Origin of the sequence: Bacillus sp. FSL W7-1354 (assembly GCF_038002405.1) — a bacterium.
Taxonomy (GTDB): domain Bacteria; phylum Bacillota; class Bacilli; order Bacillales; family Bacillaceae; genus Bacillus; species Bacillus paralicheniformis.
Map to the genome: position 1 here is coordinate 479,776 of NZ_JBBOCL010000001.1, position 25,184 is coordinate 504,959.

The following is a 25,184-nucleotide window of genomic DNA, read 5'->3' on the forward strand; positions in this document are numbered from 1 at the left end:
GCTATGAAGATTGCCGAAATGACGACAAACCGTATCGCCGTGCCGCTGAAAAAACCGTTTAAAACAGCGCTTCGAACTGTCCGCACAGCGGAAGCCGTCATTGTCAAATTAACGGCTGAAAACGGGATGACAGGCTGGGGCGAAGCGCCTCCGACTGCCGTTATTACCGGTGAGACGCTTGACAGTATTGAGGGGGCAGTCAACACGATATTCGCACCGGCGCTCTCCGGGCGCAACTTGCGAATGGCGGAGGCGATATTTCATGACATCGACAAGCTGATTGTTGGAAATACAAGCGCAAAGGCCGCTGTAGAAACAGCCGTCTACGATTGCTTGGCGCAGCTTTGCGGTCTTCCCCTGTATCAATTGCTGGGCGGATACAGGCGGGAGATCGAGACGGATTTTACTGTCAGCGTCAATGACCCGGAAGAAATGGGGAAAGACGCGGCCCGTTATGTAAAAGATGGGTTTCGTACGCTCAAAATTAAAGTAGGAAAAAACGATATGGCAACAGACCTCGAACGGATCAGGGAAATCCGCAAACAAGCGGGGGGCGCTGTCCGGATCCGCGTGGACGCCAATCAAGGCTGGACGGCGAAACAGGCTGTCAAAGCCATTCGGAAAATGGAGGATGAGGGGCTTTCGATCGAGCTTGTCGAACAGCCGGTTCACCGATGCGATCTCGAAGGCTTGAAACAGGTGACAGATGCCGTCGATACGCCGATTATGGCGGACGAAAGCGTGTTTACCCCAAGGGATGCTTTTCACGTACTGAAAACGAGAAGCGCCGATCTCATCAATATTAAACTGATGAAAGCGGGCGGCATCCGCCAGGCGTTGAAAATCAACGCCATGGCAGAAGCGTGCGGAGTGGAATGCATGGCCGGAAGCATGATCGAAACAAGGGTCGGCATCACAGCAGCCGTCCACTTCGCAGCAAGCCAGAAAAATGTGACAAAATTCGATTTTGATGCGCCGCTCATGCTGAAGAAGGATATTGTTGAAGGCGGCATCCGCTATCATGGAGGAACGATCACGATACCGGATGCTCCCGGACTCGGTATCACGAAAGTCAACCATTGAGAGGGGGAAGACGAATGAGCCTTTATACGACAACCGTCTCGGTCGCCAACGTCTGGACCAGTCCGGAAGCACCGCGCCGCATTGACCGGTTGATGCTGGCAAATCCCGTACATGTAAGAAGCTGGCTTGACGCAATGTCCTTCGATGAGCGTCTTGAGCTGTGTACGGCAAACCTTGTTCAAACACAGGTGCTTTTCGGAGAAGATGTGCAGCTTATAAAAGAGCGGGAAGGCTGGGCTTTCGTCATCATTCCCGGGCAGCCGTCTGCAAAAGACGAACGCGGCTACCCGGGCTGGATACCAAAGGAATGCCTGGCCGAAAAAAGCCCGGCGAAGTCTGAGACAAGCGCCGTCATTCAAAAACCGACGGCTTTTCTATATGATGACAAGAAAATGAAAGTTCTTGAGCTGAGCTTTCTCACTAAGCTGCCCGTTTTGTCTTCGGACGGCATTTGGTTTGAGGTTGATACACCGCTCGGACGCAGATGGCTGAAAAAAGAAGATGCGGATATCGAAACACCTGTAAAAGGCAGTGGAGACGACATCGTTCAAACCGGTGAGGCGTTTTTGAACCTGCCCTATCTTTGGGGAGGAATGAGCGGTTTTGGCTACGATTGCTCAGGATTTGTCTTCAATATGCTGAAGGCGAACGGCTGCTCAGCGCCGCGCGATGCCGGCGATCAGGCGAACAGCGGAAAAGAGGTGTCCTTCAGCAGCCCGAAGCGGGGCGATCTACTGTTTTTCGCATATGAAGAAGGCAAAGGGCGGGTTCACCATGTCGGCATTTACTGCGGAAACGGAGAGATGCTGCACTCTCCAAAAACGGGAAAATCGATTGAGGTCATACCTCTTAAAGGCACAATTTATGAAAAAGAGCTGTGTGCCATCAGGCGCTATTTTTAATTAAAACGGGGGGATTGGCATGCAAACCGGCGCTTTATTGAAAGTAAGCCGTCTCAAAATGCACTTTGACGCCGGAAGGGGCAAAACGGTCAAAGCGGTCGACGGCATTTCATTTGATATTAAAGAAGGAGAGACGTTCGGACTCGTCGGAGAATCGGGCTGCGGCAAGTCGACTTCCGGAAGGGTGCTGATGCGCCTTTATCAGCCGACAGAGGGCGAGGTTACATATCGGGGAAAAAACATCCACAATTTGAGCGATGATGAATCATTCCAGTACAACCGCAAAATTCAAATGATTTTTCAAGACCCCTATGCTTCACTAAATCCGAGGCTAACGGTCAGGGAGATTATGACAGAGCCCATGGAAATCCACGGCCTGTACGGAGGGAAAAAGGCGCGTCTTGAAAAAGCGGACGAGCTTCTGGAAGCAGTCGGCCTGCACAAAAGCTTTGCCAATCGCTATCCCCATGAGTTCAGCGGCGGACAGAGGCAAAGAATCGGCATCGCCAGGGCGCTTGCGCTTGAGCCTGAATTTATCGTTGCTGATGAGCCGATATCCGCACTTGATGTCTCCGTCCAGGCGCAAGTCGTCAACCTTTTGAAAAAGCTGCAAAAGGAAAAAGGGCTCACGTTTTTATTTATCGCCCACGATCTTTCCATGGTGAAGCACATCAGCGACCGGATCGGCGTCATGTATCTCGGGCACATGGTCGAGATCACCGACAGCGGCCGGCTTTATCAAGAACCGCTGCATCCTTACACCCAGGCGCTTTTATCGGCTATCCCGATTCCCGATCCGGATGTGGAAGATAAGCGGAAACGAATCATACTGAAAGGCGAGCTGCCAAGTCCGATCGATCCGCCGAGCGGCTGCGTTTTCAGAACGAGATGTCCCGCCGCGACGGACATTTGCACCGCCAAAAAACCGCTCTTAAAAGAAGCCGATGACGGTCATTTTGTCGCCTGCCATCTGTATGACGGCGACGCGAGAAAAGAGGACGACGGCCTGAAGGTGACGCTGCAGGCGAGGTGAAGCAAATCCCAGCATAATTCGTGCTCTCTATAAGAATAATAACAATCAAAAAGGAGACATGAAGATGCTGGAAGATAAGACGTATAAACTGGGTTTGGCTCTCTCCGGCGGCGGATTTCGCGCCGGATTTTTTCATATTGGAGTTTTGTCAAGGATGGCTGATATAGGCCTGCTTCGTCACGTTGACTTGATTTCAGCAGTTTCAGGAGGGTCAATCATCGGTACACTGTACTACCTGCGTTTAAAAAAGCTGTATGAAAGTAAAAAAGGAGCTGAAGTAAAAGATGAAGATTATCAAAATATGATGGTCGAGATACAAAACGATTTTCTCAGAGCAGTCCAGTGCAACATCAGACTTCGCACCTTTACTAACCCTTTGAAAAACTTGAAAATGTGTTTGCCAAACTACTCGCGCAGCGACTATGCAGGCGAACTTTTTGAAAAATTCATGTTCAAACCAGTGGGTGCGTTTTGCGAATGCAAGCGATGTATCTACATGCACGATTTAACAATAAACACGACTATAAAAAATGCGAAAATTCCCAAGCTATTGATGAATGCCACTGTTTTAAATAACGGCCATAATTGGGTATTTACCAATTCGGGAATGGGGGAAATCGATAGGGATAAAAGTCTTTTGTTTGTTGATGGAAATTTCAAATTGGAACGTGTCAAATCCTATCAAGACTTATGTAAAAGTAACTGTCATTCACGGTGTGAAGAACAAAATAAACGGAAACGCGGACCATGCAAGCATAGTTGTTTCAGGCTGGGCCATGCTGTTGCTGCCTCAGCAAGCGTCCCTGGAGTCTTTGTCCCCCTTGCCATCAGTGATCTTTATGAGGAAGGCATTCGGGTGCAGCTTGCTGATGGGGGTGTTCATGATAACCAAGGGATTAGTACTCTGTTGAGTGAGAGACCTAAGTGCACTCATTTTATTATTAGTGACGCGTCTAAGCAAATGGAAAGCGAAAAAGAACCGTCCACGCATATCCCTGGAGTTGTGGGGCGAAGCGCCAGCATTCTCGCCGATCTGGTGAGGGAAAAACAGATTTCAGGCCATATGAAAAAATACCATCGCACGACAGCATTGTTGCACTTGAAAAAGCGGCTGTCAATTGACTCGATCCCGATCAAAAATCAAGAAAGACAAGGCTGCTCGTTTAAAGGGCCTTACCACACATACGGTGTCAACGAAGAAGTTCAAAACCTGCTTTCAAAAGTCCGGACAGATCTTGACTCTTTTTCTGAAGTCGAAGCCTACTCATTAATGCTTGACGGGTACAAAATGAGCGAGTACGAGTTTAAGCGATCCCAAATAAAGGATCTTGCCGCGAAGTCTCCTATAAAACCAAAGAATTACCGCTTTTTCGAAATAGATAGCTGGCTTACGGCAGAAGAGATTCATCCATATTATAAAAGGCTTTTAACAGCTTCAAGCAAAACGTTGTTTAAACCTTTTAGAATAAACAGAGGTCTGGGAAATATCGGCATTTTAGTTGCGGTATTTATAGGAATAATGCTTATGCCTGACATCGAGATTCCTTCTAATATATCCTTGCCAACAGTGCTTTTCATTTTGCCAATTTTGTATGTACTTCTTTTAAAAGCAATATATACCGGTCGACTCAGAAACCCTGCAATCAAAATTTTATTTAAAATTGTTCCTGCGGTATTGATCGCTTTAACGGGATTTATCTTTGTGAATATGTACCTTCTAGTGTTTGATAAGCTCTTCTTATACTTTGGCAGTATGCAAAAGTTAAAAAGAAAAGCGTAAAAAAAGAGCCTTCATTCTGAGGCTCTTTTTACGTACAGCTACGCTCAATCGGCAATGTACAGCATCTGAAAGACCCGCCGGATTTTATGATCTCGGATAAGTCGATTTCGATGACCGTATAGCCCCTTTTTCTGAGCTCCTGATTTACGTGGCGGTTAACAGGCAGGCTGATCACGGTTTTATTGCCGATGGACAGAACGTTTGTACCGAGTTGGAACTGTTCATCATCCGTAATTTCGATCATCTCATAGCGTTTTTTCAAGACGTCGTATTCTCTTTCTCCTAAGGCTTTTGGATAGACAAGCGCTTCTGTCGGCGAAAGAATGTTGAAGACGCAATCCAGATGAAGGAACGTTTCTTCAAACGGAACCGGTATGACTTCATAAGAGGGAAGCCTGCGCTTCAGTTCTTGGACGGCCGAGAACGTCGTTCTGTGGCTGATACCGGCATATATGGTATTTTGGTCGACGAGGATGTCGCCGCCTTCGATTTGATAGCCTTCATTAAATGCGGCCCAGGAGATCTGTTCTTTTGCCAGCCATTCCTGCAGGACGTTTTCTTCGCCCTGGCGGATGTCGGCTGATAGCTGCGCGGAAAACACAGTGTCTCCGATCGTAAACCCGATATCGCGCGTGAAAACCTGTTCCGGAAATTGGCTTAAAGCAGGCAGAATCACGACTTCAATACCCCGGCTCTCCAATTCTTTTATCAATGTATGATGCTGGCGGACGGCCAGCGTTTTATCGATATTATCTTTTTGAAAATACTTTTGTGTTTCATTGATCACTTCTGCAATCTCCATATATTCCGGTCTGCATAACACCACTTTTTTTAAGACGTCGTATTCGCTTGTACAGCCCGCCCCGCGGTTTTTTTTCGATAATGCTGAGTCCATTTTGATTCCCCCGTCCTCTCTTTAGTCATTTCATTATTCCCTTCCCGCAGCGAGAAATAAACCTTTTAGCCAGAAAATCTGACAGTCAGCCGGATAAAAAAGTTTAGACAAATGAATTCTAATAGTGTTTAATATAGAAAAAATCCACTTTACAAACGCATCTTAGTAGACATCAAAGGAGTAATGGATGATGAATGGACCTGAAAAGAGATACTGCAAAGAATCAAAAGTTGTCAAAACAAGCAGGGTATTTCCGCTTGATACGAACAATCACAACACCTTGTTCGGCGGCAAGCTGATGAGCTATATCGACGATATCGCTTCGATTTCGGCAGCGAGACACTCGAGGTGTGAAACCGTGACAGCTTCCATGGATTCCGTCGATTTTCTCGAACCGATCCGCCAGGAGGATTCAGTCTGCCTTGAATCTTATGTGACATGGGTCGGCAGAACGTCAATGGAGGTATTCGTCAAAGTCATTAAAGAGCATTTGCTGACAGGCGAACGAAAGCTTGCGGCGACATCCTTTTTAACCTTCGTGGCGCTTGATCAGGACGGCAATCCTCAGGCCGTTCCCCAAGTTGTACCGCAGTCTGAAGAAGAAATCATGCTGCACCAGACCGCCCGGCAGCGCGCCGAAGAACGGAAAAACCATCGCAAACACAGCAAAGCGCTGGCCCAGGCGCTGGCTGTTGACAAACCTTGGTAAACATACGAACAAAACCCCGGCTCAGGTATCAGTTGCAGGGGTTTTGCTGTGTCATGAATACACAAACCAATATTTGTTCAAAATAAATGACAAAAAACGGAAAGAAGTTTTGGGTGAAATGCTTGAATTTGTATGGACTTTTTTAGCCAAGCCTGCTTTAGTGTTCTCTATAGCTTATATTCTTTTTCGAATCGCAGGGAAGAAAGCCGTTTCGCAAATGACGAACTTCGACCTTTTGCTGACATTTGCGATCGGAACGATCATCAGCGAACCGATTCTTACTTCTAAAATTTCAATGTCCATTTATTACGCACTTACCTTTCTGATCTTCTATTTGTTGATTGAAAAGCTGTCATTACACAATAAATGGCGCTGGTTTCTTGTCGTCAGTCCGACCGTGCTGATCCGAAACGGCAATATTGATGAAGGGGGATTAAAAAGAGAGCGGCTGACCGTCAATGAACTGCTCGGCAAATTGCGCGAAAAAGGCTATGCCGATCCGAAAGATATCGACATCGCCCTGATTGAAGAATCGGGCCAGATCAGCGTGATTCCCAAATCGGAAGCGAGGCCTGTACAGCCGCGGGACCTCAGCTTGGAGACGAAGCGGAATTTCGTGCCGATTCCGCTTATTTTAGACGGCGAAATCATCGAACACAATTTAAAATACTTGAAAAAAACGAAAGAATGGCTGTTTCAAAAATTAGAGGATAAAGGGATTGAGCAAGCGATGCTGCCAACCATTACGCTCGGCACCTTGAACGAAAAAAATGAAATTATGATTGATAGGGAAGATCCCGGCAGCCCGTTAACTGATGATCCATATCTTTATAAACCGGGGCAAGACCATTAATTTTCGCCGAATAGGCGATTTTTTTATTTTGTACTATTTCAGAAAAATATTAAGAGTCTGTTCTTTTCTTCATCCGTAAAATGAAACAGGGCATTTGTCACGAAAGTTGAAAATGGTGTCACAAAAAATAGGAGGAAAATATGTTGTTTTCTGTATTTTTATAGCATATATTAGTTTTTGTGAAAAATTTTGATGGTAGGTGCAATTGATGAAAAGGTTTTTTAGTGTAATGATTTTGGGCGCCCTGCTGCTGCTCGGCACTTCTGTGCCAATCGAAGCGGCAGACTACGGACGCGACGTCCTCGGCTCAAAAGACGGCTGGGGCGCTTATGGAAAAGGAACGACCGGAGGCGCTGACGCTTCTTCTGATCAGGTATATACGGTCAAAAACCGCAAGCAGCTTGTTGAGGCATTAGGGGGAGACAATAAAAAGAACAGCGAAAATGATACGCCGAAGATCATCTATGTGAAGGGAACAATCAATCTTAGTGTTGATGATGACAACAATCCTTTAGGCTATGAAGATTATAAAGACCCTGAATATTCGATCGAAGCGTATCTCAAAGCTTATGATCCGAAGAAATGGGGGAAAAAGGAGCCGTCAGGAAAGCTTGAAGAGGCAAGGCTCCGCTCCAAAGACAATCAGAGGGAGCGTGTCTTGATCAGAGTCGGTTCAAACACGACGATAATCGGGCTCGGAGATGATGCGAAAATCGTCGGCGGAGGCCTTTATGTCAAAAACGCGGAAAACATCATTATCCGCAATATCGAATTCGAAAACGCGTACGATTTCTTCCCTGGCTGGGATCCGACGGATGGGAGCAGCGGAAACTGGAATTCAGAATATGACAACCTGCTGATTGAAATGTCCAAAAATATTTGGATCGACCACTGCTCATTCAATGACGGAGATCAGCCTGATGAGCTGACCGAAACGTATTTCGGGCGTGAATTCCAGCATCACGACGGACTGCTGGATATCAAAAAGCAGTCGGATTTTATTACGGTATCCTACAGCATATTTTCAGGACATTCTAAAAACACGATTATCGGATCAAGCGACAGCTACAAAGCAGACAACGGTCATTTAAGGGTGACATTCCACCACAATCTCTACGAAAATATAAAAGAGCGGGCACCGCGCGTCCGCTACGGAAAAGTGCACATTTACAACAACTATTTTAAAAGCACGAAAGACAGCTACAATTATTCATGGGGTGTAGGCTATTCTTCAAAAATTTATGCTGAGGACAACTACTTCGACCTGCCGGAAGGAACGAAGCCTCAAAAATTGATGAAGGTCTTTAAAGGTGACGCTTTATATGAAAAAGATACGGTCGTAAACAACCAAAAAAGCGTCGCAAAAATCGATGTTGTCAGCACATACAACCAAGCAAACCATGCGTCTGTCAAAAAATCGGCCGGCTGGAAGCCGACGCTGTTTGAAAAAATCGACGACGCAGAAGATGTGCCGACAATCGTTGAAGCGCAGGCAGGCGCAGGAAAACTGAAGTAATATACGCAAAGCGGACATGGTGTCCGCTTTTTTTGTTCGGGTATCTTGCAATACAAAATACCATATGTTATGATTCATCTATCTTGTATTGCAAGATACATAAAAGAGGTGGCTTATGAGTTCAACGCAAATGCTGAAAGGGATTTTAGAAGGATGTCTGCTTGCTGTCATATCCGAAGGGGAGATATACGGCTATGAAATGACAAAGGTGCTTGCGGGATATGGTTTTTCGGATATCAGCGAAGGAAGCATCTATCCGATTCTCCTGCGCATGCAAAAGGAAAAATGGGTGGAGACCGAACTAAAACGGTCGGCGAGCGGCCCGAAGAGAAAATATTACAGACTGACGCCCCTTGGCGAAGCGGAGCTTCGATCGTTCATCGGGCGTTGGAAGGCATTATCCGGGAACGTCAATGCGCTGCTCGAAAAAAAACTGAAGGAGAAGTGAAATCGTGCTATCAAAAGACATGCAAAACGTATTGGACGACATGAGATTGTATTTAATGTCTGTAGGAAAAAGCGACAAAGAAATCGAAGGAATCATGAATGAGCTGACTGTTCATGCCTTGGAAGGGGAAAAGGAAGGAAAAACCGTCCGGCAAATTTTTGGGGATTCTCCCAAGTCATATGTTCAAGCGCTGTCAAAAGAGCTTTCATCAAGGCCGGGGGAGATCGCCAAGTTGTTCTTTGCCATTTTGATCGGCGCGATATCCTATTTTATATTCAGTGACGCCGTGAACGACAGCCTCAATTATTCGGTCTATGTACTGGCAGGCTATCCGCTTTATATTTTGCTGGCAGCGGCTATGTTACCGCTGTTGGGCCGCGTTTCAGCGTTTAAAGGGAAGAAAACGGCCTTCATGTATACGGTGATGTACACCGCTTTGACGTTTTTTCCGATTTTGGCGATTATTTTTATTGATCGGCAATTCGGGACACCTATTCTTTCGTTTGACGGGGGAAGCCGCTGGCTGATTATGGCTCTGTCGTTTCTCGTGATCGTACTTTTGTCTTTCAGGTTGAAAGCTGCAGCATTGTCCATATTGCCGCTGCTTTTAGCCGGAACGCATTTTTTGTTTCAGTATATGAAGTGGGATTCAGCCGGAGCCATGCTGGCAGAAACTTATATTCCCTATATCGGGCTGCTGCTCGTCATGTTCATTGAGACAAAGCGTGCCAAAAATACGGCTCAATATGAATGAAATACGGAAGAGCATGATATTTTTTAAGGTAAAGACTCTTGCCTTTTGGCGATCACAATGTTTATGATCAGAGCATGAAAGGTGGCCGATATATGGATATGATGTGGGGCTATGTACTCGTCTTTATTTTGGCTGCGATTCCGTGGTTTGAAGTGATCGGTGTCGTGCCGCTAGCGATCGTTGCCGGGCTTAAACCGGTTCCGTCCGCTATTATCGCACTATTCGGAAATCTGTTAACTGTACTGCTGCTTATTTTTTTAATTGACAAAGTGAAGGCGTGGCTTGAAAGAAAACGCGGGGAGCGGGGAACGGAGACCGATAAGCTCTCAAAAAGGAAAAGCAGAGCGAAAAAAATATGGCTGACCTACGGCATCCCTGGCCTTTCTTTCGTCGGACCTTTCTTTATCGGCTCCCACTTAACCGCGTTTATGTGCATGGGCTTCGGGGCCAAGCGAAGGCAAACGGCGCTCTGGATGACGGGGAGTCTCACGGTATGGACAGCGGTGTCGGCTGTCGCTGCCTACTACGGTTTCAGTTTCCTCGCTCCTGAAAATGAAGGGCTGCTGAAAAATATCTTTAAACAAGAGGAGTGAAGTTATGCCGTTTTTAAAGGATTTATCTCCAGTTGAAGAGATGGCGCCGACAGTCGGGGTGCTTTTTTCGGCGGTCAATGAAAACATCGAACGGCTGAAATCAATCGTCTCCGGCATCAGCAGGGAGGAGCTGGAATATAAAGGGGAGCATGGCGACAAAAACAGCATCGCCCAGCTGATCTATCATTTAATCAATGTCGATATTCGCTGGGTATACAGGCTGAAGGGAAGCGAATTTCCCAGAGAGCTGGAAGAGAAATACGGGCCGATGACAGATGAAAACGGACGTTTGCCGGAGGTAAAAGGCTTACCCTTATCCGTGTTAATCGAGTGGTATGACGAGGTGCTGGAGATGTTGAAACGCACCGTTAAAGGCTTCTCGGAAACAGACTTGTTGAAGAAGGTTCCGTATGAGGGAGGGTTTTCGACCATCCGCTGGGGAATCTGGCATATGTCTGATCATAACCGCTATCACCAAGCGCATATCCAGGCCTGCTTAGGGGAGTACCGCAAGCAAAACAGTTGATTTTTTCGAATGATTTGGTATGATGCTAATTAGCAAACTTCATAGCGTTAAAGTTTTCTAGGGTTCCGCACATTCGGATGTGGTCTGGTCCGAGAGAAAACACATATGATTTGTTCATATGCACACGGAGGGATAAAAGCCCGGGAGTATCGTTTTCATCGATAACCCGGGTTTTTTCTTTTGCTGAAAATGAATTGGAGGGATTTTGATGAGATGGGGCAGTGTCATACTTGCAGCCTTGTTTGAAATTGGCTGGGTCATGGGGCTGAAACACGCTGATTCGGCTCTTGAATGGATCGGCACGGCGGCCGCCGTCGCGATGAGCTTTTATATACTGGTGAAGGCGGGAGAGAAGCTGCCGGTCGGAACCGTGTATGCCGTATTTACCGGTCTCGGCACAGCGGGAACGGTCGTCTGCGAAATCGTCTTGTTTCATGAGCCGGCAAATATCGCCAAGCTTGCTCTGATCGGTGTTTTGCTATGCGGCGTGATCGGCTTGAAGCTTGTAACAAATGAGGAGAAAGGGGAGGCGTCATAATGGAATGGATCTGCCTCATCGCCGCCGGTATACTGGAAATGCTCGGCGTGACGATGATGAACCAGTTTCATAAAGACAAGCGGCTGAGATGGATCTTATTGTTGATCATCGGTTTTGCCGCTTCGTTTTTCTTGCTATCCCTTGCGATGGAGACGCTGCCGATGGGAACGGCGTATGCAGTTTGGACAGGGATCGGCACGGTTGGAGGTGCGCTTGTCGGCATCCTGTTTTACGGAGAGCCGAAAGACGGAAAACGCATCTTTTTCATCGCGCTCATTTTGGGATCAGCCGTCGGACTCAAACTGATAAGCTAGCGTCCGGCCCGTGCACTTTATGGCAAATGGGCGTCCGTAAATTGATTTTTCAATAAACTCCAGTATAATGAAAAGATAGTTTACGAATTACAAGCAAAGAGGGTTTTACGAAAATGAATGCATATATGAAACAGCAGTTATCGCAATATCAGGAAATCAATAACGATAAGGTCCGCCTTCTGGTCAGCTGTCCGGATCAGCCTGGAATCGTCGCCGCCGTTTCTTCCTTTTTATTTGAAAATGGCGCGAATATTATTGAATCGAGCCAGTATACGACAGACCCTGAAGGAGGCCGGTTCTTTCTGCGGATTGAGTTTGAAGCCGAAGGCATCCGCAAAAAGATCGAACAGATGAAAGCGACATTCGCCACTGTGGCGGAGTCCTTCCAACTGACGTGGAGCATGAATTTGGCGAGCGAGCTGAAACGCGTCGCTATCTTCGTTTCAAAAGAGCTTCACTGCTTGCATGAACTGCTGTGGGAGTGGCAGAGCGGCAATTTGATGGCGGAAATTGCAGCGGTTATCAGCAATCATGAAGATGCAAGAGAAACCGTTGAATCGCTGAATATTCCGTTCCTTTACATGAAAGCGAACAAAGACATCCGTGAGGAAGTGGAAAAACAGCAGCTGAAATGGCTTGAAGAGTACCGTGCGGATGTCATCGTTCTCGCCCGCTACATGCAGATTTTAACGCCTGATTTTGTCTCGGCTCATCCAAACAAAATCATTAATATTCACCACTCATTCCTGCCGGCTTTTATCGGAGCGAATCCGTATAAACGGGCATATGAAAGAGGCGTTAAACTGATCGGAGCAACATCGCATTATGTGACAAACGAATTGGATGAAGGACCGATCATCGAACAGGATATCGAACGGGTCGACCACAGAGACAATGTGGAAGCATTGAAAAACATCGGCCGCACGATTGAGAGAAGCGTTTTGGCAAGAGCGGTCAAATGGCACTTGGAAGACCGGATTATCGTGCATGGAAACAAGACGATCGTCTTTAATTAAATTGTTTGATCTCCCTCTTGACAGAGGCGTTTTTCCTAGGCATAATAATAAAAAATCACGAGCGTTGAAGAGGGCCAGTAAGCAGTTCTTTCTGTGAAAGAGAGTGAAATGGCATGCTGAAACATTTCACCACATGAAACCTGCTGAACCTGCCTCGGAGTCTCAGGGGGAAAACCTGGGCGCATACCCTGGCGTTAAAGGGGAAAGAGGAGTGCGCTTTTTTCTCGCGCATTCAATGAAGGTGGTACCGCGGAAAGCTCTTTTCGTCCTTTTATTTGGACGAAAAGGGCTTTTTCTGTTGGCTTCTGCCAGATCATCTCGGAGGGAAAAAACGTGAAAAAACAACGGATTGTCATTAAAATCGGAAGCAGTTCATTAACCAATTCGAAAGGCAGCATCGATGAGGCGAAGATCAATGACCATGTTCGGGCGATAGCTGCTCTGAAAAAAGAAGGCCACGACGTCATCTTTATTTCGTCCGGCGCTGTCGCTGCGGGATTTTTACAGCTCGGCTATCCCGCGAGGCCTGTCACGCTAAAGGGGAAACAGGCTGCAGCGGCCGTCGGCCAGAGCTTGTTAATGCAGACATACATCAAGCATTTTGCAGACCGCGATATCAAGCCTGCGCAAATTTTATTGACAAGAAACGATTTTGCCAAACGGGAACGGTATCGAAATGCATATGCGACCATTATGGAACTGATTGAACGGGGGCTTGTCCCGATTATTAATGAAAATGATTCGGTATCTGTTGAAGAATTGACGTTTGGGGACAATGACATGCTATCCGCCCTGGTGAGCGGACTGATTCATGCCGACAAACTCATCATTTTAACGGATATTAACGGCCTCTATGATTCGAATCCGAATGAACATCCTGATGCCCGCCGTTTTGATTACATTCCCGAAATTACGGACGAACTTTTGGGCTGCGCCGCATCCGCCGGTTCAAAAGTGGGGACGGGCGGAATGAAGTCGAAGCTTTTGGCGGCAAAAACCGCTCTTTCACTCGGCGTCAATGTTTTCATAGGCGCCGGAGAGGGAGATGATAAGCTGATTCAGATTTTAAAAGGAAACGGGGACGGCACCTATATCGGCCAATCCGACCTGTCTTCCGTCAACAATCATAGACAGTGGATCGCTTTTCACTCTCCTGTCTCAGGGAAGATTACCGTTGATGAGGGGGCTGAGCTGGCGATTATCGAAAATGGCGGCAGCTTGCTGCCGGCCGGCGTAACAGCAATATCCGGGGATTTTCCGAAAGGGGCGGTTGTCGAAGTTTACGGACCGAACGGCTTGGCCGGAAAAGGCCAAACGCTGTACTCCGCAGCAGAACTTGAAGAGGTGAAAGGGAAACGAAGCGATGAGTTCCATCATGAAGAAGGGATAGAAGTCATCCATCGAAATGATTGGGTAAGTATTAAAGAATAAGGGGATGAAAGAATGAGCGAAGTGATTGAAAAAGCAAAAAAGGCTAAAGTCGCAAAAGAAGAACTGGTTCATCAGCCGACTGCAAAGAAAAATGAGGCGCTTTCCTTCATCGCCGAGGCGCTCCGCTTTAAGCAAGATGAGATATTGGCAGAAAACGAGAAAGATATCGTTCGCGGCAAAGAAAAAGGCTTTTCACCTGCGCTGCTTGACCGACTTGCCTTAACGCCGGAGAGACTGAATGATATGGCAGACGCCGTCATGCTGCTCATCAAGCTTGAAGATCCTGTGGGGGAAACGCTTGAAACGATCCGCAAAGACAACGGGCTTTTCATTGAAAATGTCAGGGTTCCGCTCGGAGTCGTCGGCATGATCTACGAGGCCCGGCCGAATGTAACGGTCGACGCCGCGACCCTCTGTTTGAAAACGGGAAATGCCGTCATCCTGCGGGGCAGTTCATCAGCCATCAACAGCAATCAAGCGCTCGTCCGCGTAATCAGAGAAGCGCTCGAACAATCTGCGCTTCCGCAGGATGCCGTTCAGCTCATTGAAGATACAAGCAGGGAAGCGGCAAAACAGCTGTTCACTTTAAACGACGGCTTGGATGTTCTGATTCCGCGAGGAGGAAAAAACCTCATTGATATGGTGGTGCGGGAATCCACAGTACCTGTCCTTGAAACAGGCGCGGGAAACTGTCACATATTCATTGATGAATCGGCTCGGTCCGACATGGCCGAGCAGGTTGTAATCAATGCCAAAACGCAGCGTCCTTCTGTCTGCAATGCGATTGAAACGGTGCTTATCCATAAAGACTGGGCGAAAGAGCATACGACAGCGCTGCTTCAAAAGCTTGAAGAAGCAGGCGTTGAAATCAGGGGAGACGAAGCTGTATGCGCGCTGCTGCCATCTGCGGTTCCTGCTCGCGAGACCGACTGGGAAACCGAGTTTCTTGCGCCGGTTGTCAGCATCAAAATTGTCGCCGGAATCGATGAAGCCATCCGGCACATCAGGCAGTACGGCACGCGTCATTCGGAAGCGATTCTGACTGAAAATCAGGAAAACGCCCGGTTTTTCTTAACGTCTGTTGACGCTGCAGCGGTTTACCACAATGCTTCCACGCGTTTTACGGACGGCTTTGAATTCGGCTATGGCGCCGAAATCGGCATCAGCACGCAAAAGCTTCATGCAAGGGGGCCGATGGGCCTTAAAGCGCTGACTTCTTCTAAATATATCATTAAAGGAAACGGGCAAATCCGGATATGAAAGTGAAACATCCTGTCTTGACATGCAGACAGGATGTTTTTTTGTTGCGTTTTCGCATTCAATTTTATAAAATTTAATTGTGCACAATATAAATTAAAGGAGACGATAAATCATGAAACCGCTATTTACCTCGCAAGCTACTGCCAAAGGCGGCAGAGACGGACAAGTCACCTCATCTGACCGCGTCCTTGAACTGGAGCTGGCCATGCCGGGAACACCAAAAGCCAAGAAGAACGAAAATGCCACCAATCCGGAGCAGCTGTTTGCTGCCGGATATGCGGCATGCTTTGACAGTGCATTGCAATTGACCGCCCAAAAAGCGCGTCTTCGAATGGAGACAGAGGTGACGGCAAACGTCAGCCTTCTGAAAGATGAAGCAGATGGAGGCTATAAGCTCAGTGTCACGCTGCAAGTAAAAGGAACCGACGTTGAACAGTCGGAGCTCGAAAAACTCGTTCATCAAGCTCATACCGTTTGTCCGTATTCAAAAGCGATTTCCGGAAATGTTGATGTCAGCCTTGAAGTCATTTCTTAAAAAAAAGGCGCCTTCATATCGAAGGCGCCTTTTTGCTGTCTTTACAGCGCATCTGTTTTTTTCGTCAATGAAGCCAGAAGGGATTCAAGCGTTTGTTTCAAGTTCTTCAGTTCGCCAGCCGACAGATCGGTCTGGGCGATCATGTGTTGCGGAATGCTGCTCGCTTTTTCCTGAAGTGCCTGGCCGCCTGCTGTCAGTCTGACGACCACAGACCGTTCATCTTCAGGTGACCGCTCCCTTGTTAAAAGCCCGTGCTGCTCCATCCTCTTCAGCATCGGCGTCAGTGTGCCGGAATCGAGATAAAGGAGCTTGCCCATTGTTTTGACGTTTAATTCCCCGTGCTCCCATAATAAAAGGAGTGCGAGGTACTGCGGATACGTAATATTGAGTTTATCAAGCAGCGGCTTGTAAAGCTTCGTCATTTCACGCGAACTGGCATAAAGGAGAAAACAAAGCTGTCTGTCAAGCCTCATATGTTCAAATTCGTTTGTCATCGTTTCACCAACTCTTTTTTATGTTCCTTTTTATTGTATAAGATTTTTCGTTTTTTTCCCATTGTTCTGCAGAAAACCCGAAAAAACAAAAACGGATGTTTAAAAAACTCATTTTGTGAAATATAAAGAGTAGAGGAAAAAAACGTAAGGAGGAATCAGGATGACTGCATTATTTACAGCAAAAGTCACGGCAAAAGGCGGAAGATCAGGACATGTCACATCAGATGACGGGGTTTTGGATCACAACATTGTCATGCCAAATGAAAAAAAAGAAGGCGAATCAGGGACAAATCCTGAACAGCTCTTTGCGGCGGGATACGCGGCGTGCTTCGGCGGCGCATTGGAGCATGTCGCAAAACAAAAAGGCATTAACATCGATTCTGAGGTTGAGGGCCATGTGAGCTTGCTGAAGGATGAGAGTGACGGCGGTTTTAAAATCGGCGTCAAGCTGATCGTCACCTCAGGCGGGGTAGACAAAGAAAAAGCGAAAGAGCTGGTCGAAGCCGCTCATGACTTTTGCCCTTATTCAAAAGCGACGAGAGGAAATATCGACGTCAGCCTTGAAGTAAAATAAACAAACGGGAAAGATGAAAACGAGAAAGCAAACAAAGCTTGTTTGCTTTCTTTTTTAGAAAGGAGCAGCAAATGGCATATCTTAAAAAAGCGCTTGTATTCGCCGTGCTCTCTGCCGCCTTCGTCCTTGTAGGATGCGGAACCGGAGCGAAGGAGAACAACGGAAATCAACCCTCGGCTGATACGGCCAAACAGAAAGCGCCTGATTTGAAAACATATTCTCTTGACAAAAATATTCGGTCTGAAGAAGATTTTGATTTGATAGGCAAGTATGTTCATGCCGAAGACGACCAAATCACGCTCGAAATAAAGGATAAGGAACTGATTGTACCGAAAAGCAGCCGTTTTCACAGCGAAGAAGACCATGATGACTTAATCGGGAAGCTTGTGAAGGTAGAGGTGGACGGAAAAACGCAAGAAGCCGAAGAAGCCGAGCTCATGCCGCAGTCAAAAGCCGACCAAAACGGCGTATATGAACAGGAGAATGACGGCAGCCGAAAAATCATTGCCGCGTTTGTCAGCGAATCGGAACAAAACATTACAATCAAAACAAAAGCAGGGGAAAAAACTTATCAGAAAACAGCCGATTTTGAGAGGGATGTCGCCGAAGCACCTGAAAAACTGAAAGGGAAAATCGTCAGGCTTGAAATTGAAAAGGATGGAAAGGCGGAAAGCCTTGATTTGGAATCTGAAGATCAAAAGCTTGAATGGTATGAGCCGTCAGCTTCAAAATGAAAAAGCTTCCTTCATCAGGAAGCTTTCTTTATTTTAATATTCCACTTTTTGATCGGTCGTTTCCCACGTGAGAAAGGGTTCAAGCTTTGCTTGAAGGTTCATTTTATAAAAAGGAATTGTCCGTTCGCTTTGCGTTTTTGTGATTTCTTCATAAATAAAAGAATCGTCAAAACCGGCCGATGCGGCATCTGAATGCTGAGCGGCGAAGTAAACTTCCTTCGGTCTTGCCCAGTAGATGGCTCCCAGGCACATTGGGCACGGTTCACAGCTTGTATAAAGAATGCAGTCGTTCAGCTGATAATCGCCAAGTGCTTCACAGGCGAGCCGAATAGCCGTTACCTCAGCATGCGCGGTGGGATCATTGCTTGTTGTGACATTGTTTTTTCCCTCGGCAATAATTTGGCCGTCTTTGACAATCACAGCGCCAAAAGGTCCGCCCGTGCCGCTTTTCACGCTCTCCACTGCAAGGTCGATTGCGCGCTGCAAAAATGCTTCATGATTCATTTCTGTATCCTCCTTGGTTGTCTTGCCTTCTTATTATAGCTGATGAATCTTGTAAAATAAACACGCATCAGAATATTCAGTATGTTTGATTTCGAACGGACCATCGCATACAATGAATGCTAGAATGATGAACGGAGGATGATGTTTTGCTTACATTGTATATTGCAAGACACGGTCAGACGGAATGGAATATTGAAAAAAGAATGCAAGGCTGGGAAGACTCCAATTTAACGGCTTTGGGGCTGGCAAATGCAAACGCCCTCGGCGAACGGCTGAAAGATGTTCAATTCCAAGCCGCATATTCCAGTCCAAGCGGCCGGGCTGTTGATTCTGCGCGGGCTATGCTGCAGAACCGCAGTGTTCCCTTTATAACAGACGACAGATTAAAAGAAATCTCGATCGGCCGCTGGGAAGGAAAAACGTATGATGAGATCGAACAAAGCGATCCTGACTTGCTGGAAGCGTATTTTAATGCGCCTGAAACATACATGCCTGATGAAGGGGAGAGCTTTTACGATTTTGAAAGACGGGTCAGCCGGGTGTATGAATTCATTCTCCGCCGCCATCGGGAAGGCAATGTCCTCATTGTCAGCCATTCCGTGTTTATTTTGATGCTTTTGAATCTGTTAAAAAAGAGGCCGGTCAGTGAGCTATGGAACTCCAGCTATGTTCATGACACAGCTCTTGCAGTTGTAACAGTTTCTGATGATGGAAGGGTCACAATCGAAAGAGAAGGAGACGGAAAACATAGAGTAGAAGCAAAGAATGCCACCTGGTAGGCATGCCAAAAAGCCTGATTTCAACAATCAGGCTTTTAGCGTGTCGACAAACCCTTGCAGGCCTGCAAAGGCGGTGCTCACAGGATCGGCGGCAAACCATCCAGGCGTCCTGCCTGACCGCCGCTGTCATCATATCCTGTGAAAGTCCGCTCCGAGCCTCTTAGCCGGAATACATTTTGGCACTGAAGCTGTGAAGCGTGGCAGCGGAAATCGTTTTGTTTTTTGAAAGACAAACGGTTTTGATATCTGCCGCATCTGCTTCCGCTTTTTTTCCGAAAAGGAAGACCGTAAGAGAAAGCGGGCCTTTTGCGATTTGCTGATACGCCAGAAGGCAAAGGTTGTCGGCGATTGTGCGGCTGATCATGCGGCGTGCTGACCACAGCTGCTGCTGTCCTTCTTCATCTAACTGAATATATGCTGCGGCTCGTTTTTTCGTAAAGAGTCCTGACAGGCCGTTTTGTTTGATCTGCTTCATGAGAGCGAGCGGTTCAGACAGCGGCGGCGCGGTCAGTCTGTAACTGTCAGGGGAACATTTGGCCGCAGCCAAAAAAGACATGATCGGCAGGTAGCCTGCCAGACGCCCGCCGCTCTGGAAGAGCTTCTCTGCAAGCATTTGATCGGTCTTTTTCATGCGGATTTCTGTAAAGTGCAGAAGATGCTGCAAATCATCGAGCGTGTGTAAAAATCCATTGAGTTCATGTTCCATTTCGGATTGCGCCTGATCGATCCCGTATGTCCTTGCTGTTTTCACGCTGGAGAAAAGAACATGAAAATGGCGGTTCAAAAGGTTTATTAAATCGCTGATTCGCTGGTGGGAATAGCGAAATTGGCGGGCGAGCGCGTGCAGATCATTGATGTTCAGCCGGATCGTCATGTCAGCTCCTCGGCTTTCAGCTGAAGCCGCTCAATTTCTTCGGACGCCTGCTCCTTAATGTCCCTCAGCCTGTCATACACGCGCGATTCCGCCCGGTCAAGATCGTCCAAAAGTGCGTCATACATTTCGCGCGCCTGTCCGCGCCATCCGTTGATATACATTTGGTGTGCTTTTAAAATAGAAGAACTTTCCTGCCTCAGCTCGTCAATGGCGGCAGTCACTTCTTTTACGTATAGCTGAAGAGAGTGAATGTCTTCCTGATATATTTTTCGTTTGATTTTTCGTTCTAACGCTATTCCATCGTCAATCACTACATATTTTCCTTCCCTTCCATCATCTACTACAAATATGTTAAAAGAAAAGGATACGGAAGGAAATCGTACGAATGAATCAAAAGTCTTAATGATTTTTGGGCGGACATACCTTATATAACGGTTCTTTCGGCCTAAAAAGGGCTGAGGACATGAAAAGAGCCGCCCGTGTGAACAGGCGGCGTTTGTGTTGGATTTTTTGTGGAATTAAACAGTCTGAGCGAGTTTGCCTCTTGCTTGTTTGGCTGCTTCAACCATATGTTTAAGCGCTGCGATCGTTTCTTCAGGCTGTCTCGTTTTTAAACCGCAGTCAGGGTTTACCCAGAAGCGGTCAGCCGGGCAGACTTTCAGCGCGTCTTCTATAATCGTGAGCATTTCATCGCTGGAAGGGACGCGGGGACTGTGAATATCATAGACGCCAAGCCCGAGTCCTTTCAGGTAAGGATGCTGTTCCAGATAATCAAGGAATCCGCCGTGGCTTCTGCTGTGCTCGATCGTAATGACGTCTGCGTCAAGATCTTCGATCGTGTCTACAATATCTTCAAAGTTGCTGTAGCACATATGCGTATGGATTTGCGTCGTATCTTCTACTGATGAAGTGGACAGTCTGAACGCTTCGGCAGCCCATTTAAGGTACTCGTCCCAATCCCGTTCTTTAAGCGGCAGGCCTTCTCTCAAGGCGGGTTCATCGACCTGGATGATTTGAATGCCTGCTTTTTCGAGCGCTTCAACCTCTTTGCGGAGAGCTTGGGCGATTTGGAAGGCAATCTCTTTTCTCGGCAGATCATAGCGGGCAAAGGACCAGTTTAAAATCGTAACAGGACCTGTCAGCATGCCCTTGACTTTCTTCGAGGTCAAGGATTGGGCGTAAACTGTTTCTTTTACCGTCATCGGCTCTTTAAACTCGACATCTCCGTAGATGACCGGCGGACGGACGCAGCGGGAACCGTATGACTGAACCCAGGCGTATTTGGTAAAGGCGAATCCTCCGAGCTTTTCACCGAAATATTCAACCATGTCTGTCCGTTCGAATTCTCCGTGAACGAGAACGTCAAGTCCGAGGTCTTCCTGAATGTCAATCCATTTCTTTGTTTCTTTCTGAATAAATGCTTCATACTGCTCGTCAGACCATTCTTTTTTTCGCCATTTTTGCCGCGCGCTCCGCACTTCCGCCGTCTGCGGGAAGCTGCCGATCGTCGTTGTCGGCAATAGAGGAAGTCCGAGAGATTCATTTTGGATCCGCAGTCTTTCTTCAAAAGCTGTCGGGCGTTTAAAGTCTTCCTCGGTCAGCTTGTCTATTTCTTCGGCAAAGGCCGAATTTGTCGCTGCACCGTATTGTTTGAGAGCTTGAAGGTGCCCGTGAGCTTCATCGATTTCCGTTTGGATGGCCGCTTTTCCGGAAACAAGTCCGTTCTTCAGCAGTGTAAGCTCCAGAAGCTTTTCTTTTGCAAAAGATAAACCGTTCAAGAGATCATCGGCAAGCTGCTCGTCCGGGTGTTTTGCGACAGGGACGTGAAGCAGGCTGTTTGAAGGCTGAATCCAGACTTCGTCAACACCCGCACTCTGGATCAGCTCAAGCGTCAGATCCAGGCGTTCTTCGAGATTGGCTTTCCAAATGTTGCGCCCGTCTAAAATACCGGCGGCAAGGACTTTGCCTTTAGGAAAACCGTGCGCTTTTAAATGCTCGAAGTTTTTCCCTTTATCATGAACAAAATCAAGACCAATCCCGGCGACAGGAAACGATATCAGCTCTTCATAAGCGTCAACCGAATCAAAATAGGTTTGCAGAAGGATATTCACTCCAGGGACTTCCTCTGTAATCGTCTGATAGATTTCTTTGACTGCAGCCGCTTCTTCATGTGAAGCCGTCACTAGAGCGGGCTCGTCGATTTGCACCCATTTGCCGCCTTCCTGCTCAAGCTCTTTCAGAACTTGGATGTAAAGAGGCGTCATTTGGCTATAAATATCTTTGATATCTTGTTGTTCATAGCCTTTTGCAAGGGCTACGAAAGTGTAAAGGCCGAGTATGACGGGCTTCGTTTCTGTTCCCAATGCTGCTTTTGCTCTTTTATAATCTTCAAGCGGTTTGTTTCTCGTCACGCGGTATTGTGCGCCTTTTTCAAATTCAGGCACAATATAATGGTAGTTTGTGTTAAACCATTTTGTCATTTCACACGATACAGCATCTTTCGTGCCTCTCGCCATTGCGAAATAAGTATCTAACGGATCATGTACATCCTTGAATCTTTTTGGAATCCAGTTGAACATCACCGCCGTGTCAAGAACGTGGTCGTACAGGGTAAAGTCGGAAACCGGTATGATATCGATTTGCTGATCAAGCTGGGTCTGGAGGGCTGCTAAAAATTGTTCGTCCATTTCTTTTAAAAAGGTCTCACGGTCTGTGTTTCCTTTCCAATAAGCCTCAAGCGATTTTTTCCATTCTCTGTTCAAGCCGATTCTTGGAAATCCCAAGCTACTCGTTTTTACATTTGTCATTCTGGTCTCCTCCTTTTAGTGTTCAATAAAAAAAGACACTCACACTTCGGACAATGAGAAGGTGAATGCCTGAAAACAGCATTTTGCGAACGAGAAATAAACGTAGCGATTGTTACGTCAACTCGAACACCTCCTATCGACCGTAGGTTGATGGTGCGTCAGAACAGGCAGGTCTCCTGGCTCATGAATCGACGGTTATTTCCCCCTTCCCGTATAGAAACAGTGGGTTTTATGAAATAACCTCCTCATTCACAGTGGCGGGACCGCGTCGGATTTTCACCAAACTTCCCTTTTAAAATCTAACCTCGTTAGATTACCATGTTCCCGGCGATGAAATTGTTTAGTAGATTATATACCGTCACGATCTTTTAGTCAAAATAATTTTTGAATTCTTGCAATTAAAAAGATTCGGCCTTATCGATAGCCATGAAAAAGGCCGCCGACATTGTCGGCAGCCTCCTTAGGCTGTTAAAGGGAAAGAAGTTTTGCTTCGCCGGCTTTTTCCGCCAGTACCTCCGGCGCCGACAAATATAAGAATCCATTGCCGATCAGCGCTTTTGAGTAATCAAGAGGAAGCGTGCGGCGGATTAACTGAGCATACAGTTCCGGTTCTGTCAGCTTCCGTTTAAACGCCTCTTCTTCAGCTGACTTGATGAGAGCGAGCGCGCCGCTGACGTGCGGTGTGGCCATCGATGTTCCCGTCAGCTTTCCGTATTGATGATCGGGCAATGTAGAGAGGATTTCTTCTCCTGGTGCAACGAGGTCAATTTCTTTGTTCGCATTTGAGAATTCGGAAGACTCCCGCGTCAATGACACAGACCCGACAGCGATGACTTCGTTGTATGCAGCAGGGTATGAGTACTCCTCTGTACGGTCATTGCCGTCGCCTTCGTTTCCGGCGGCGCAGACGACGAGCACTCCGTTTTTCACGGCGTTTGTCACCGCTTCTTTCAATTCCGGAACGTCGGCAGGTCCGCCGAGCGACATTGAAATGATATCGGCTTTTTGTTCGACGGCGTAGTTGATCCCGTTGATGATCCATTCATAATCGCCGCTGCCGTCTTCACCGCCGAGCACCTTGACGATTAATAGGTTCGCTTCAGGTGCCACGCCGGAGATGCCGCCGTTTTGATCGTTTGCGGCAATCGTACCCGCCACATGGGTGCCATGTCCATTATAATCATGAAATTGATCTTCTTTTCCATTGTCATCATCAGTAAAGTTTCTGCCTCCGATGATTCGGTCTGCCAAATCGGGATGGGTTGCGTCACAGCCTGTATCAAGCACTGCGACAGTGATATCTTTTCCTTTAAAACCTTGTGACCACAGCTCCGGTGCCTTAATCGCATCGATTCCTTCCGGCAATTCGTTCACGTCCATCAGCTTTGTGTCAGTGACATAAGGAATTAATCGCATTTGCATTTCAAAGCCCTCCCTGTTATATGCTGCTTTAGATGGGTTACAAGGTGCGTGATTTTATTGTAAAACATTCACTTTGTTAAAAAAAGGTTCATTTGTATGAATTTTATGAAAAGTTAAAAAATATAGATAATAGAGGAGAAAAGTCGAATAACTGCGAACAATGCTGGAATTGTAAGCGAAAAGACCTGTGAAATCGGCGAAAGGGCGAGAGAATCACTATATATATGAGATTTCGCTTCATCATATTATCCCGGCAAAAGGATATCCTATTATAAAAAGGAGTTGATACAGGGTGAAAGAACAAGAAAACGAAAAAAGAGACGAATTGTCAATCGAGCAGGCGGAGTTTGTGCCGCATCCAAAATATGAAGGAGAATACGCGCTTTTGCTGCACGAAAACTATCACCTGCTGTCAAAGGACGACCTTGAACAGGATAGCGAAAAGTAAGAACGGAGCTCGGCATCTCGGCGAAAGAGCTGGTTTAATTTTGGCGAAAAAGGGAATCAACCATAATAGAGAGCATTAAGTTTGCTTTTCTTATTGACAGTTATCCTTTTTTTCTGTAATCTCATTGTGTCCGGTAAATACAGCTCTTCGTTAGGTGAGGCTCCTGTATGGAGATACGCTGCTGCCCAAAAATGTCCAAAGACGCCAATGGGTCAACAGAAATCATCGATCTAAGGTGATTTTTAATGCAGCTGGCATGCTGCCTATGCCATACAGTGCTAAAGCTCTACGATGGAAGGCGTTAGGGTTTTATTTTGTATGGCTTTTAACACCTTCATTTCAATGAAATAGGTGTTTTTTTA

Annotated in this window: 28 protein-coding genes, 3 riboswitches and 1 other annotated feature; of the genes, 21 read left to right on the forward strand and 7 right to left on the reverse strand. The window is 46.8% G+C overall.

The genetic code is table 11. The features are described from left to right. Positions 1-3: 3 nt before the first annotated feature. The 4 genes from MKZ04_RS02550 (at position 4) to MKZ04_RS02565 (ending at position 4,798) form a co-directional block, all read left to right on the forward strand. Complete coding sequence (locus MKZ04_RS02550) at positions 4-1,083, forward strand: mandelate racemase/muconate lactonizing enzyme family protein (protein ID WP_341045243.1); 1,080 nt, start codon at positions 4-6, stop codon at positions 1,081-1,083. A gap of 14 nt (positions 1,084-1,097) precedes the next feature. Beyond that, the gene (locus MKZ04_RS02555) at positions 1,098-1,985 is read left to right on the forward strand and encodes a C40 family peptidase (protein ID WP_059231328.1); all 888 of its coding nucleotides are present in this window, start codon (positions 1,098-1,100) and stop codon (positions 1,983-1,985) included. Positions 1,986-2,004: 19 nt separating this feature from the next. After that, on the forward strand, positions 2,005-3,018 hold the full coding sequence (locus MKZ04_RS02560; RefSeq protein ID WP_105979000.1) for an ABC transporter ATP-binding protein: 1,014 nt from the start codon (positions 2,005-2,007) through the stop codon (positions 3,016-3,018). A gap of 64 nt (positions 3,019-3,082) precedes the next feature. Further along, on the forward strand, positions 3,083-4,798 hold the full coding sequence (locus tag MKZ04_RS02565; protein WP_165389268.1) for a patatin-like phospholipase family protein: 1,716 nt from the start codon (positions 3,083-3,085) through the stop codon (positions 4,796-4,798). Positions 4,799-4,826: 28 nt separating this feature from the next. Here MKZ04_RS02565 and MKZ04_RS02570 read toward each other — a convergent pair whose 3' ends face one another. After that, positions 4,827-5,693, reverse strand: a complete 867-nt coding sequence (locus MKZ04_RS02570) for a dimethylarginine dimethylaminohydrolase family protein (protein WP_101560773.1) — start codon at positions 5,691-5,693, stop codon at positions 4,827-4,829. Between the two features lie 190 nt (positions 5,694-5,883). Here MKZ04_RS02570 and MKZ04_RS02575 point away from each other — a divergent pair, with 190 nt between their 5' ends. From MKZ04_RS02575 to MKZ04_RS02635, 13 genes are all read left to right on the forward strand, one after another. Next, the gene (locus MKZ04_RS02575) at positions 5,884-6,402 is read left to right on the forward strand and encodes an acyl-CoA thioesterase (protein ID WP_023856769.1); all 519 of its coding nucleotides are present in this window, start codon (positions 5,884-5,886) and stop codon (positions 6,400-6,402) included. A gap of 118 nt (positions 6,403-6,520) precedes the next feature. Beyond that, positions 6,521-7,255, forward strand: a complete 735-nt coding sequence (locus tag MKZ04_RS02580) for a DUF421 domain-containing protein (protein WP_003180966.1) — start codon at positions 6,521-6,523, stop codon at positions 7,253-7,255. Positions 7,256-7,463: 208 nt separating this feature from the next. Next, positions 7,464-8,771, forward strand: a complete 1,308-nt coding sequence (locus MKZ04_RS02585) for a pectate lyase family protein (protein ID WP_075212746.1) — start codon at positions 7,464-7,466, stop codon at positions 8,769-8,771. A 115-nt stretch (positions 8,772-8,886) separates the two neighbouring features. Further along, positions 8,887-9,219, forward strand: a complete 333-nt coding sequence (locus MKZ04_RS02590; protein WP_020451091.1) for a PadR family transcriptional regulator — start codon at positions 8,887-8,889, stop codon at positions 9,217-9,219. A gap of 4 nt (positions 9,220-9,223) precedes the next feature. Beyond that, entirely contained in the window at positions 9,224-9,973 is a 750-nt protein-coding gene (locus MKZ04_RS02595; RefSeq protein ID WP_020451092.1) for a DUF1129 domain-containing protein, read from the forward strand. 92 nt (positions 9,974-10,065) lie between these two features. Further along, positions 10,066-10,566 (forward strand): small multi-drug export protein, encoded by a 501-nt coding sequence (locus MKZ04_RS02600; protein ID WP_026579828.1) that lies wholly within the window; start codon positions 10,066-10,068, stop codon positions 10,564-10,566. A gap of 4 nt (positions 10,567-10,570) precedes the next feature. Continuing rightward, on the forward strand, positions 10,571-11,092 hold the full coding sequence (locus MKZ04_RS02605; protein ID WP_020451094.1) for a DinB family protein: 522 nt from the start codon (positions 10,571-10,573) through the stop codon (positions 11,090-11,092). Between the two features lie 46 nt (positions 11,093-11,138). After that, positions 11,139-11,241, forward strand: a riboswitch (guanidine-I (ykkC/yxkD leader). 59 nt (positions 11,242-11,300) lie between these two features. Then, positions 11,301-11,630, forward strand: a complete 330-nt coding sequence (locus MKZ04_RS02610) for a DMT family transporter (RefSeq protein ID WP_020451095.1) — start codon at positions 11,301-11,303, stop codon at positions 11,628-11,630. Then, a complete protein-coding gene (locus tag MKZ04_RS02615) occupies positions 11,630-11,944 on the forward strand; it encodes a DMT family transporter (protein ID WP_020451096.1) in 315 nt (104 codons plus the stop codon). The genes MKZ04_RS02610 and MKZ04_RS02615 overlap by 1 nt, the downstream gene beginning before the upstream one ends. Before the next feature lie 113 nt (positions 11,945-12,057). Continuing rightward, on the forward strand, positions 12,058-12,960 hold the full coding sequence (gene purU / locus MKZ04_RS02620; protein WP_096748029.1) for a formyltetrahydrofolate deformylase: 903 nt from the start codon (positions 12,058-12,060) through the stop codon (positions 12,958-12,960). Between the two features lie 55 nt (positions 12,961-13,015). Beyond that, positions 13,016-13,234 (forward strand) — a binding site (T-box leader). Between the two features lie 59 nt (positions 13,235-13,293). Continuing rightward, entirely contained in the window at positions 13,294-14,391 is a 1,098-nt protein-coding gene (gene proB / locus MKZ04_RS02625; protein ID WP_025812022.1) for a glutamate 5-kinase, read from the forward strand. 12 nt (positions 14,392-14,403) lie between these two features. Beyond that, positions 14,404-15,651, forward strand: a complete 1,248-nt coding sequence (locus MKZ04_RS02630; RefSeq protein WP_025812019.1) for a glutamate-5-semialdehyde dehydrogenase — start codon at positions 14,404-14,406, stop codon at positions 15,649-15,651. Between the two features lie 109 nt (positions 15,652-15,760). Further along, entirely contained in the window at positions 15,761-16,186 is a 426-nt protein-coding gene (locus MKZ04_RS02635) for an organic hydroperoxide resistance protein (protein ID WP_031305104.1), read from the forward strand. A 41-nt stretch (positions 16,187-16,227) separates the two neighbouring features. On the opposite strand, the gene MKZ04_RS02640 is transcribed toward MKZ04_RS02635, so the two are convergent. Next, positions 16,228-16,680: a MarR family winged helix-turn-helix transcriptional regulator gene (locus tag MKZ04_RS02640; RefSeq protein ID WP_020451102.1), complete on the reverse strand. Its 453-nt coding sequence runs from the start codon at positions 16,678-16,680 to the stop codon at positions 16,228-16,230. Positions 16,681-16,840: 160 nt separating this feature from the next. On the opposite strand from MKZ04_RS02640, the gene MKZ04_RS02645 reads away from it, so the two are divergent. After that, on the forward strand, positions 16,841-17,254 hold the full coding sequence (locus tag MKZ04_RS02645) for an organic hydroperoxide resistance protein (RefSeq protein WP_020451103.1): 414 nt from the start codon (positions 16,841-16,843) through the stop codon (positions 17,252-17,254). A 71-nt stretch (positions 17,255-17,325) separates the two neighbouring features. After that, positions 17,326-17,988 carry a hypothetical protein gene (locus MKZ04_RS02650; RefSeq protein ID WP_035338883.1) on the forward strand — a complete coding sequence of 221 codons (663 nt, stop codon included), beginning with the start codon at positions 17,326-17,328 and terminating at the stop codon, positions 17,986-17,988. A gap of 33 nt (positions 17,989-18,021) precedes the next feature. On the opposite strand, the gene MKZ04_RS02655 is transcribed toward MKZ04_RS02650, so the two are convergent. Continuing rightward, positions 18,022-18,492, reverse strand: coding sequence for a nucleoside deaminase (locus tag MKZ04_RS02655; protein ID WP_075213195.1), 471 nt, complete (start codon positions 18,490-18,492; stop codon positions 18,022-18,024). Between the two features lie 146 nt (positions 18,493-18,638). Here MKZ04_RS02655 and MKZ04_RS02660 point away from each other — a divergent pair, with 146 nt between their 5' ends. Further along, positions 18,639-19,271, forward strand: coding sequence for a histidine phosphatase family protein (locus MKZ04_RS02660; protein WP_075213196.1), 633 nt, complete (start codon positions 18,639-18,641; stop codon positions 19,269-19,271). Positions 19,272-19,431: 160 nt separating this feature from the next. On the opposite strand, the gene MKZ04_RS02665 is transcribed toward MKZ04_RS02660, so the two are convergent. The 4 genes from MKZ04_RS02665 to MKZ04_RS02680 form a co-directional block, all read right to left on the reverse strand. Continuing rightward, the gene (locus MKZ04_RS02665) at positions 19,432-20,145 is read right to left on the reverse strand and encodes a hypothetical protein (protein WP_075213197.1); all 714 of its coding nucleotides are present in this window, start codon (positions 20,143-20,145) and stop codon (positions 19,432-19,434) included. Continuing rightward, positions 20,142-20,456 carry a DUF5082 domain-containing protein gene (locus MKZ04_RS02670; RefSeq protein WP_075213198.1) on the reverse strand — a complete coding sequence of 105 codons (315 nt, stop codon included), beginning with the start codon at positions 20,454-20,456 and terminating at the stop codon, positions 20,142-20,144. Before MKZ04_RS02670 ends, MKZ04_RS02665 begins: the two co-directional genes overlap by 4 nt. Before the next feature lie 207 nt (positions 20,457-20,663). Beyond that, positions 20,664-22,952: a 5-methyltetrahydropteroyltriglutamate--homocysteine S-methyltransferase gene (gene metE / locus MKZ04_RS02675; protein ID WP_341045251.1), complete on the reverse strand. Its 2,289-nt coding sequence runs from the start codon at positions 22,950-22,952 to the stop codon at positions 20,664-20,666. A gap of 149 nt (positions 22,953-23,101) precedes the next feature. Beyond that, positions 23,102-23,290, reverse strand: a riboswitch (cobalamin riboswitch). Between the two features lie 130 nt (positions 23,291-23,420). Beyond that, complete coding sequence (locus MKZ04_RS02680; RefSeq protein WP_023856779.1) at positions 23,421-24,374, reverse strand: S8 family peptidase; 954 nt, start codon at positions 24,372-24,374, stop codon at positions 23,421-23,423. Positions 24,375-24,666: 292 nt separating this feature from the next. On the opposite strand from MKZ04_RS02680, the gene MKZ04_RS02685 reads away from it, so the two are divergent. Then, positions 24,667-24,822, forward strand: a complete 156-nt coding sequence (locus MKZ04_RS02685; protein WP_020451111.1) for a transcriptional regulator SplA domain-containing protein — start codon at positions 24,667-24,669, stop codon at positions 24,820-24,822. A 139-nt stretch (positions 24,823-24,961) separates the two neighbouring features. After that, positions 24,962-25,126, forward strand: a riboswitch (M-box (ykoK) riboswitch). The last annotated feature ends 58 nt before the right edge of the window (positions 25,127-25,184 follow it).

Excerpts from the sequence above, each read along its gene's own strand:
- MKZ04_RS02550 (WP_341045243.1), top strand. The coding sequence starts at position 4 with ATGAAGATTGCCGAAATGACGACAAACCGTATCGCCGTGCCGCTGAAA.
- MKZ04_RS02555 (WP_059231328.1), top strand. The coding sequence starts at position 1,098 with ATGAGCCTTTATACGACAACCGTCTCGGTCGCCAACGTCTGGACCAGT.
- MKZ04_RS02560 (WP_105979000.1), top strand. The coding sequence starts at position 2,005 with ATGCAAACCGGCGCTTTATTGAAAGTAAGCCGTCTCAAAATGCACTTT.
- MKZ04_RS02565 (WP_165389268.1), top strand. The coding sequence starts at position 3,083 with ATGCTGGAAGATAAGACGTATAAACTGGGTTTGGCTCTCTCCGGCGGC.
- MKZ04_RS02570 (WP_101560773.1), bottom strand. The coding sequence starts at position 5,693 with ATGGACTCAGCATTATCGAAAAAAAACCGCGGGGCGGGCTGTACAAGC.
- MKZ04_RS02575 (WP_023856769.1), top strand. The coding sequence starts at position 5,884 with ATGAATGGACCTGAAAAGAGATACTGCAAAGAATCAAAAGTTGTCAAA.
- MKZ04_RS02580 (WP_003180966.1), top strand. The coding sequence starts at position 6,521 with ATGCTTGAATTTGTATGGACTTTTTTAGCCAAGCCTGCTTTAGTGTTC.
- MKZ04_RS02585 (WP_075212746.1), top strand. The coding sequence starts at position 7,464 with ATGAAAAGGTTTTTTAGTGTAATGATTTTGGGCGCCCTGCTGCTGCTC.
- MKZ04_RS02590 (WP_020451091.1), top strand. The coding sequence starts at position 8,887 with ATGAGTTCAACGCAAATGCTGAAAGGGATTTTAGAAGGATGTCTGCTT.
- MKZ04_RS02600 (WP_026579828.1), top strand. The coding sequence starts at position 10,066 with ATGGATATGATGTGGGGCTATGTACTCGTCTTTATTTTGGCTGCGATT.
- MKZ04_RS02605 (WP_020451094.1), top strand. The coding sequence starts at position 10,571 with ATGCCGTTTTTAAAGGATTTATCTCCAGTTGAAGAGATGGCGCCGACA.
- MKZ04_RS02610 (WP_020451095.1), top strand. The coding sequence starts at position 11,301 with ATGAGATGGGGCAGTGTCATACTTGCAGCCTTGTTTGAAATTGGCTGG.
- MKZ04_RS02615 (WP_020451096.1), top strand. The coding sequence starts at position 11,630 with ATGGAATGGATCTGCCTCATCGCCGCCGGTATACTGGAAATGCTCGGC.
- purU (WP_096748029.1), top strand. The coding sequence starts at position 12,058 with ATGAATGCATATATGAAACAGCAGTTATCGCAATATCAGGAAATCAAT.
- MKZ04_RS02630 (WP_025812019.1), top strand. The coding sequence starts at position 14,404 with ATGAGCGAAGTGATTGAAAAAGCAAAAAAGGCTAAAGTCGCAAAAGAA.
- MKZ04_RS02640 (WP_020451102.1), bottom strand. The coding sequence starts at position 16,680 with ATGACAAACGAATTTGAACATATGAGGCTTGACAGACAGCTTTGTTTT.
- MKZ04_RS02645 (WP_020451103.1), top strand. The coding sequence starts at position 16,841 with ATGACTGCATTATTTACAGCAAAAGTCACGGCAAAAGGCGGAAGATCA.
- MKZ04_RS02650 (WP_035338883.1), top strand. The coding sequence starts at position 17,326 with ATGGCATATCTTAAAAAAGCGCTTGTATTCGCCGTGCTCTCTGCCGCC.
- MKZ04_RS02655 (WP_075213195.1), bottom strand. The coding sequence starts at position 18,492 with ATGAATCATGAAGCATTTTTGCAGCGCGCAATCGACCTTGCAGTGGAG.
- MKZ04_RS02665 (WP_075213197.1), bottom strand. The coding sequence starts at position 20,145 with ATGACGATCCGGCTGAACATCAATGATCTGCACGCGCTCGCCCGCCAA.
- metE (WP_341045251.1), bottom strand. The coding sequence starts at position 22,952 with ATGACAAATGTAAAAACGAGTAGCTTGGGATTTCCAAGAATCGGCTTG.
- MKZ04_RS02680 (WP_023856779.1), bottom strand. The coding sequence starts at position 24,374 with ATGCAAATGCGATTAATTCCTTATGTCACTGACACAAAGCTGATGGAC.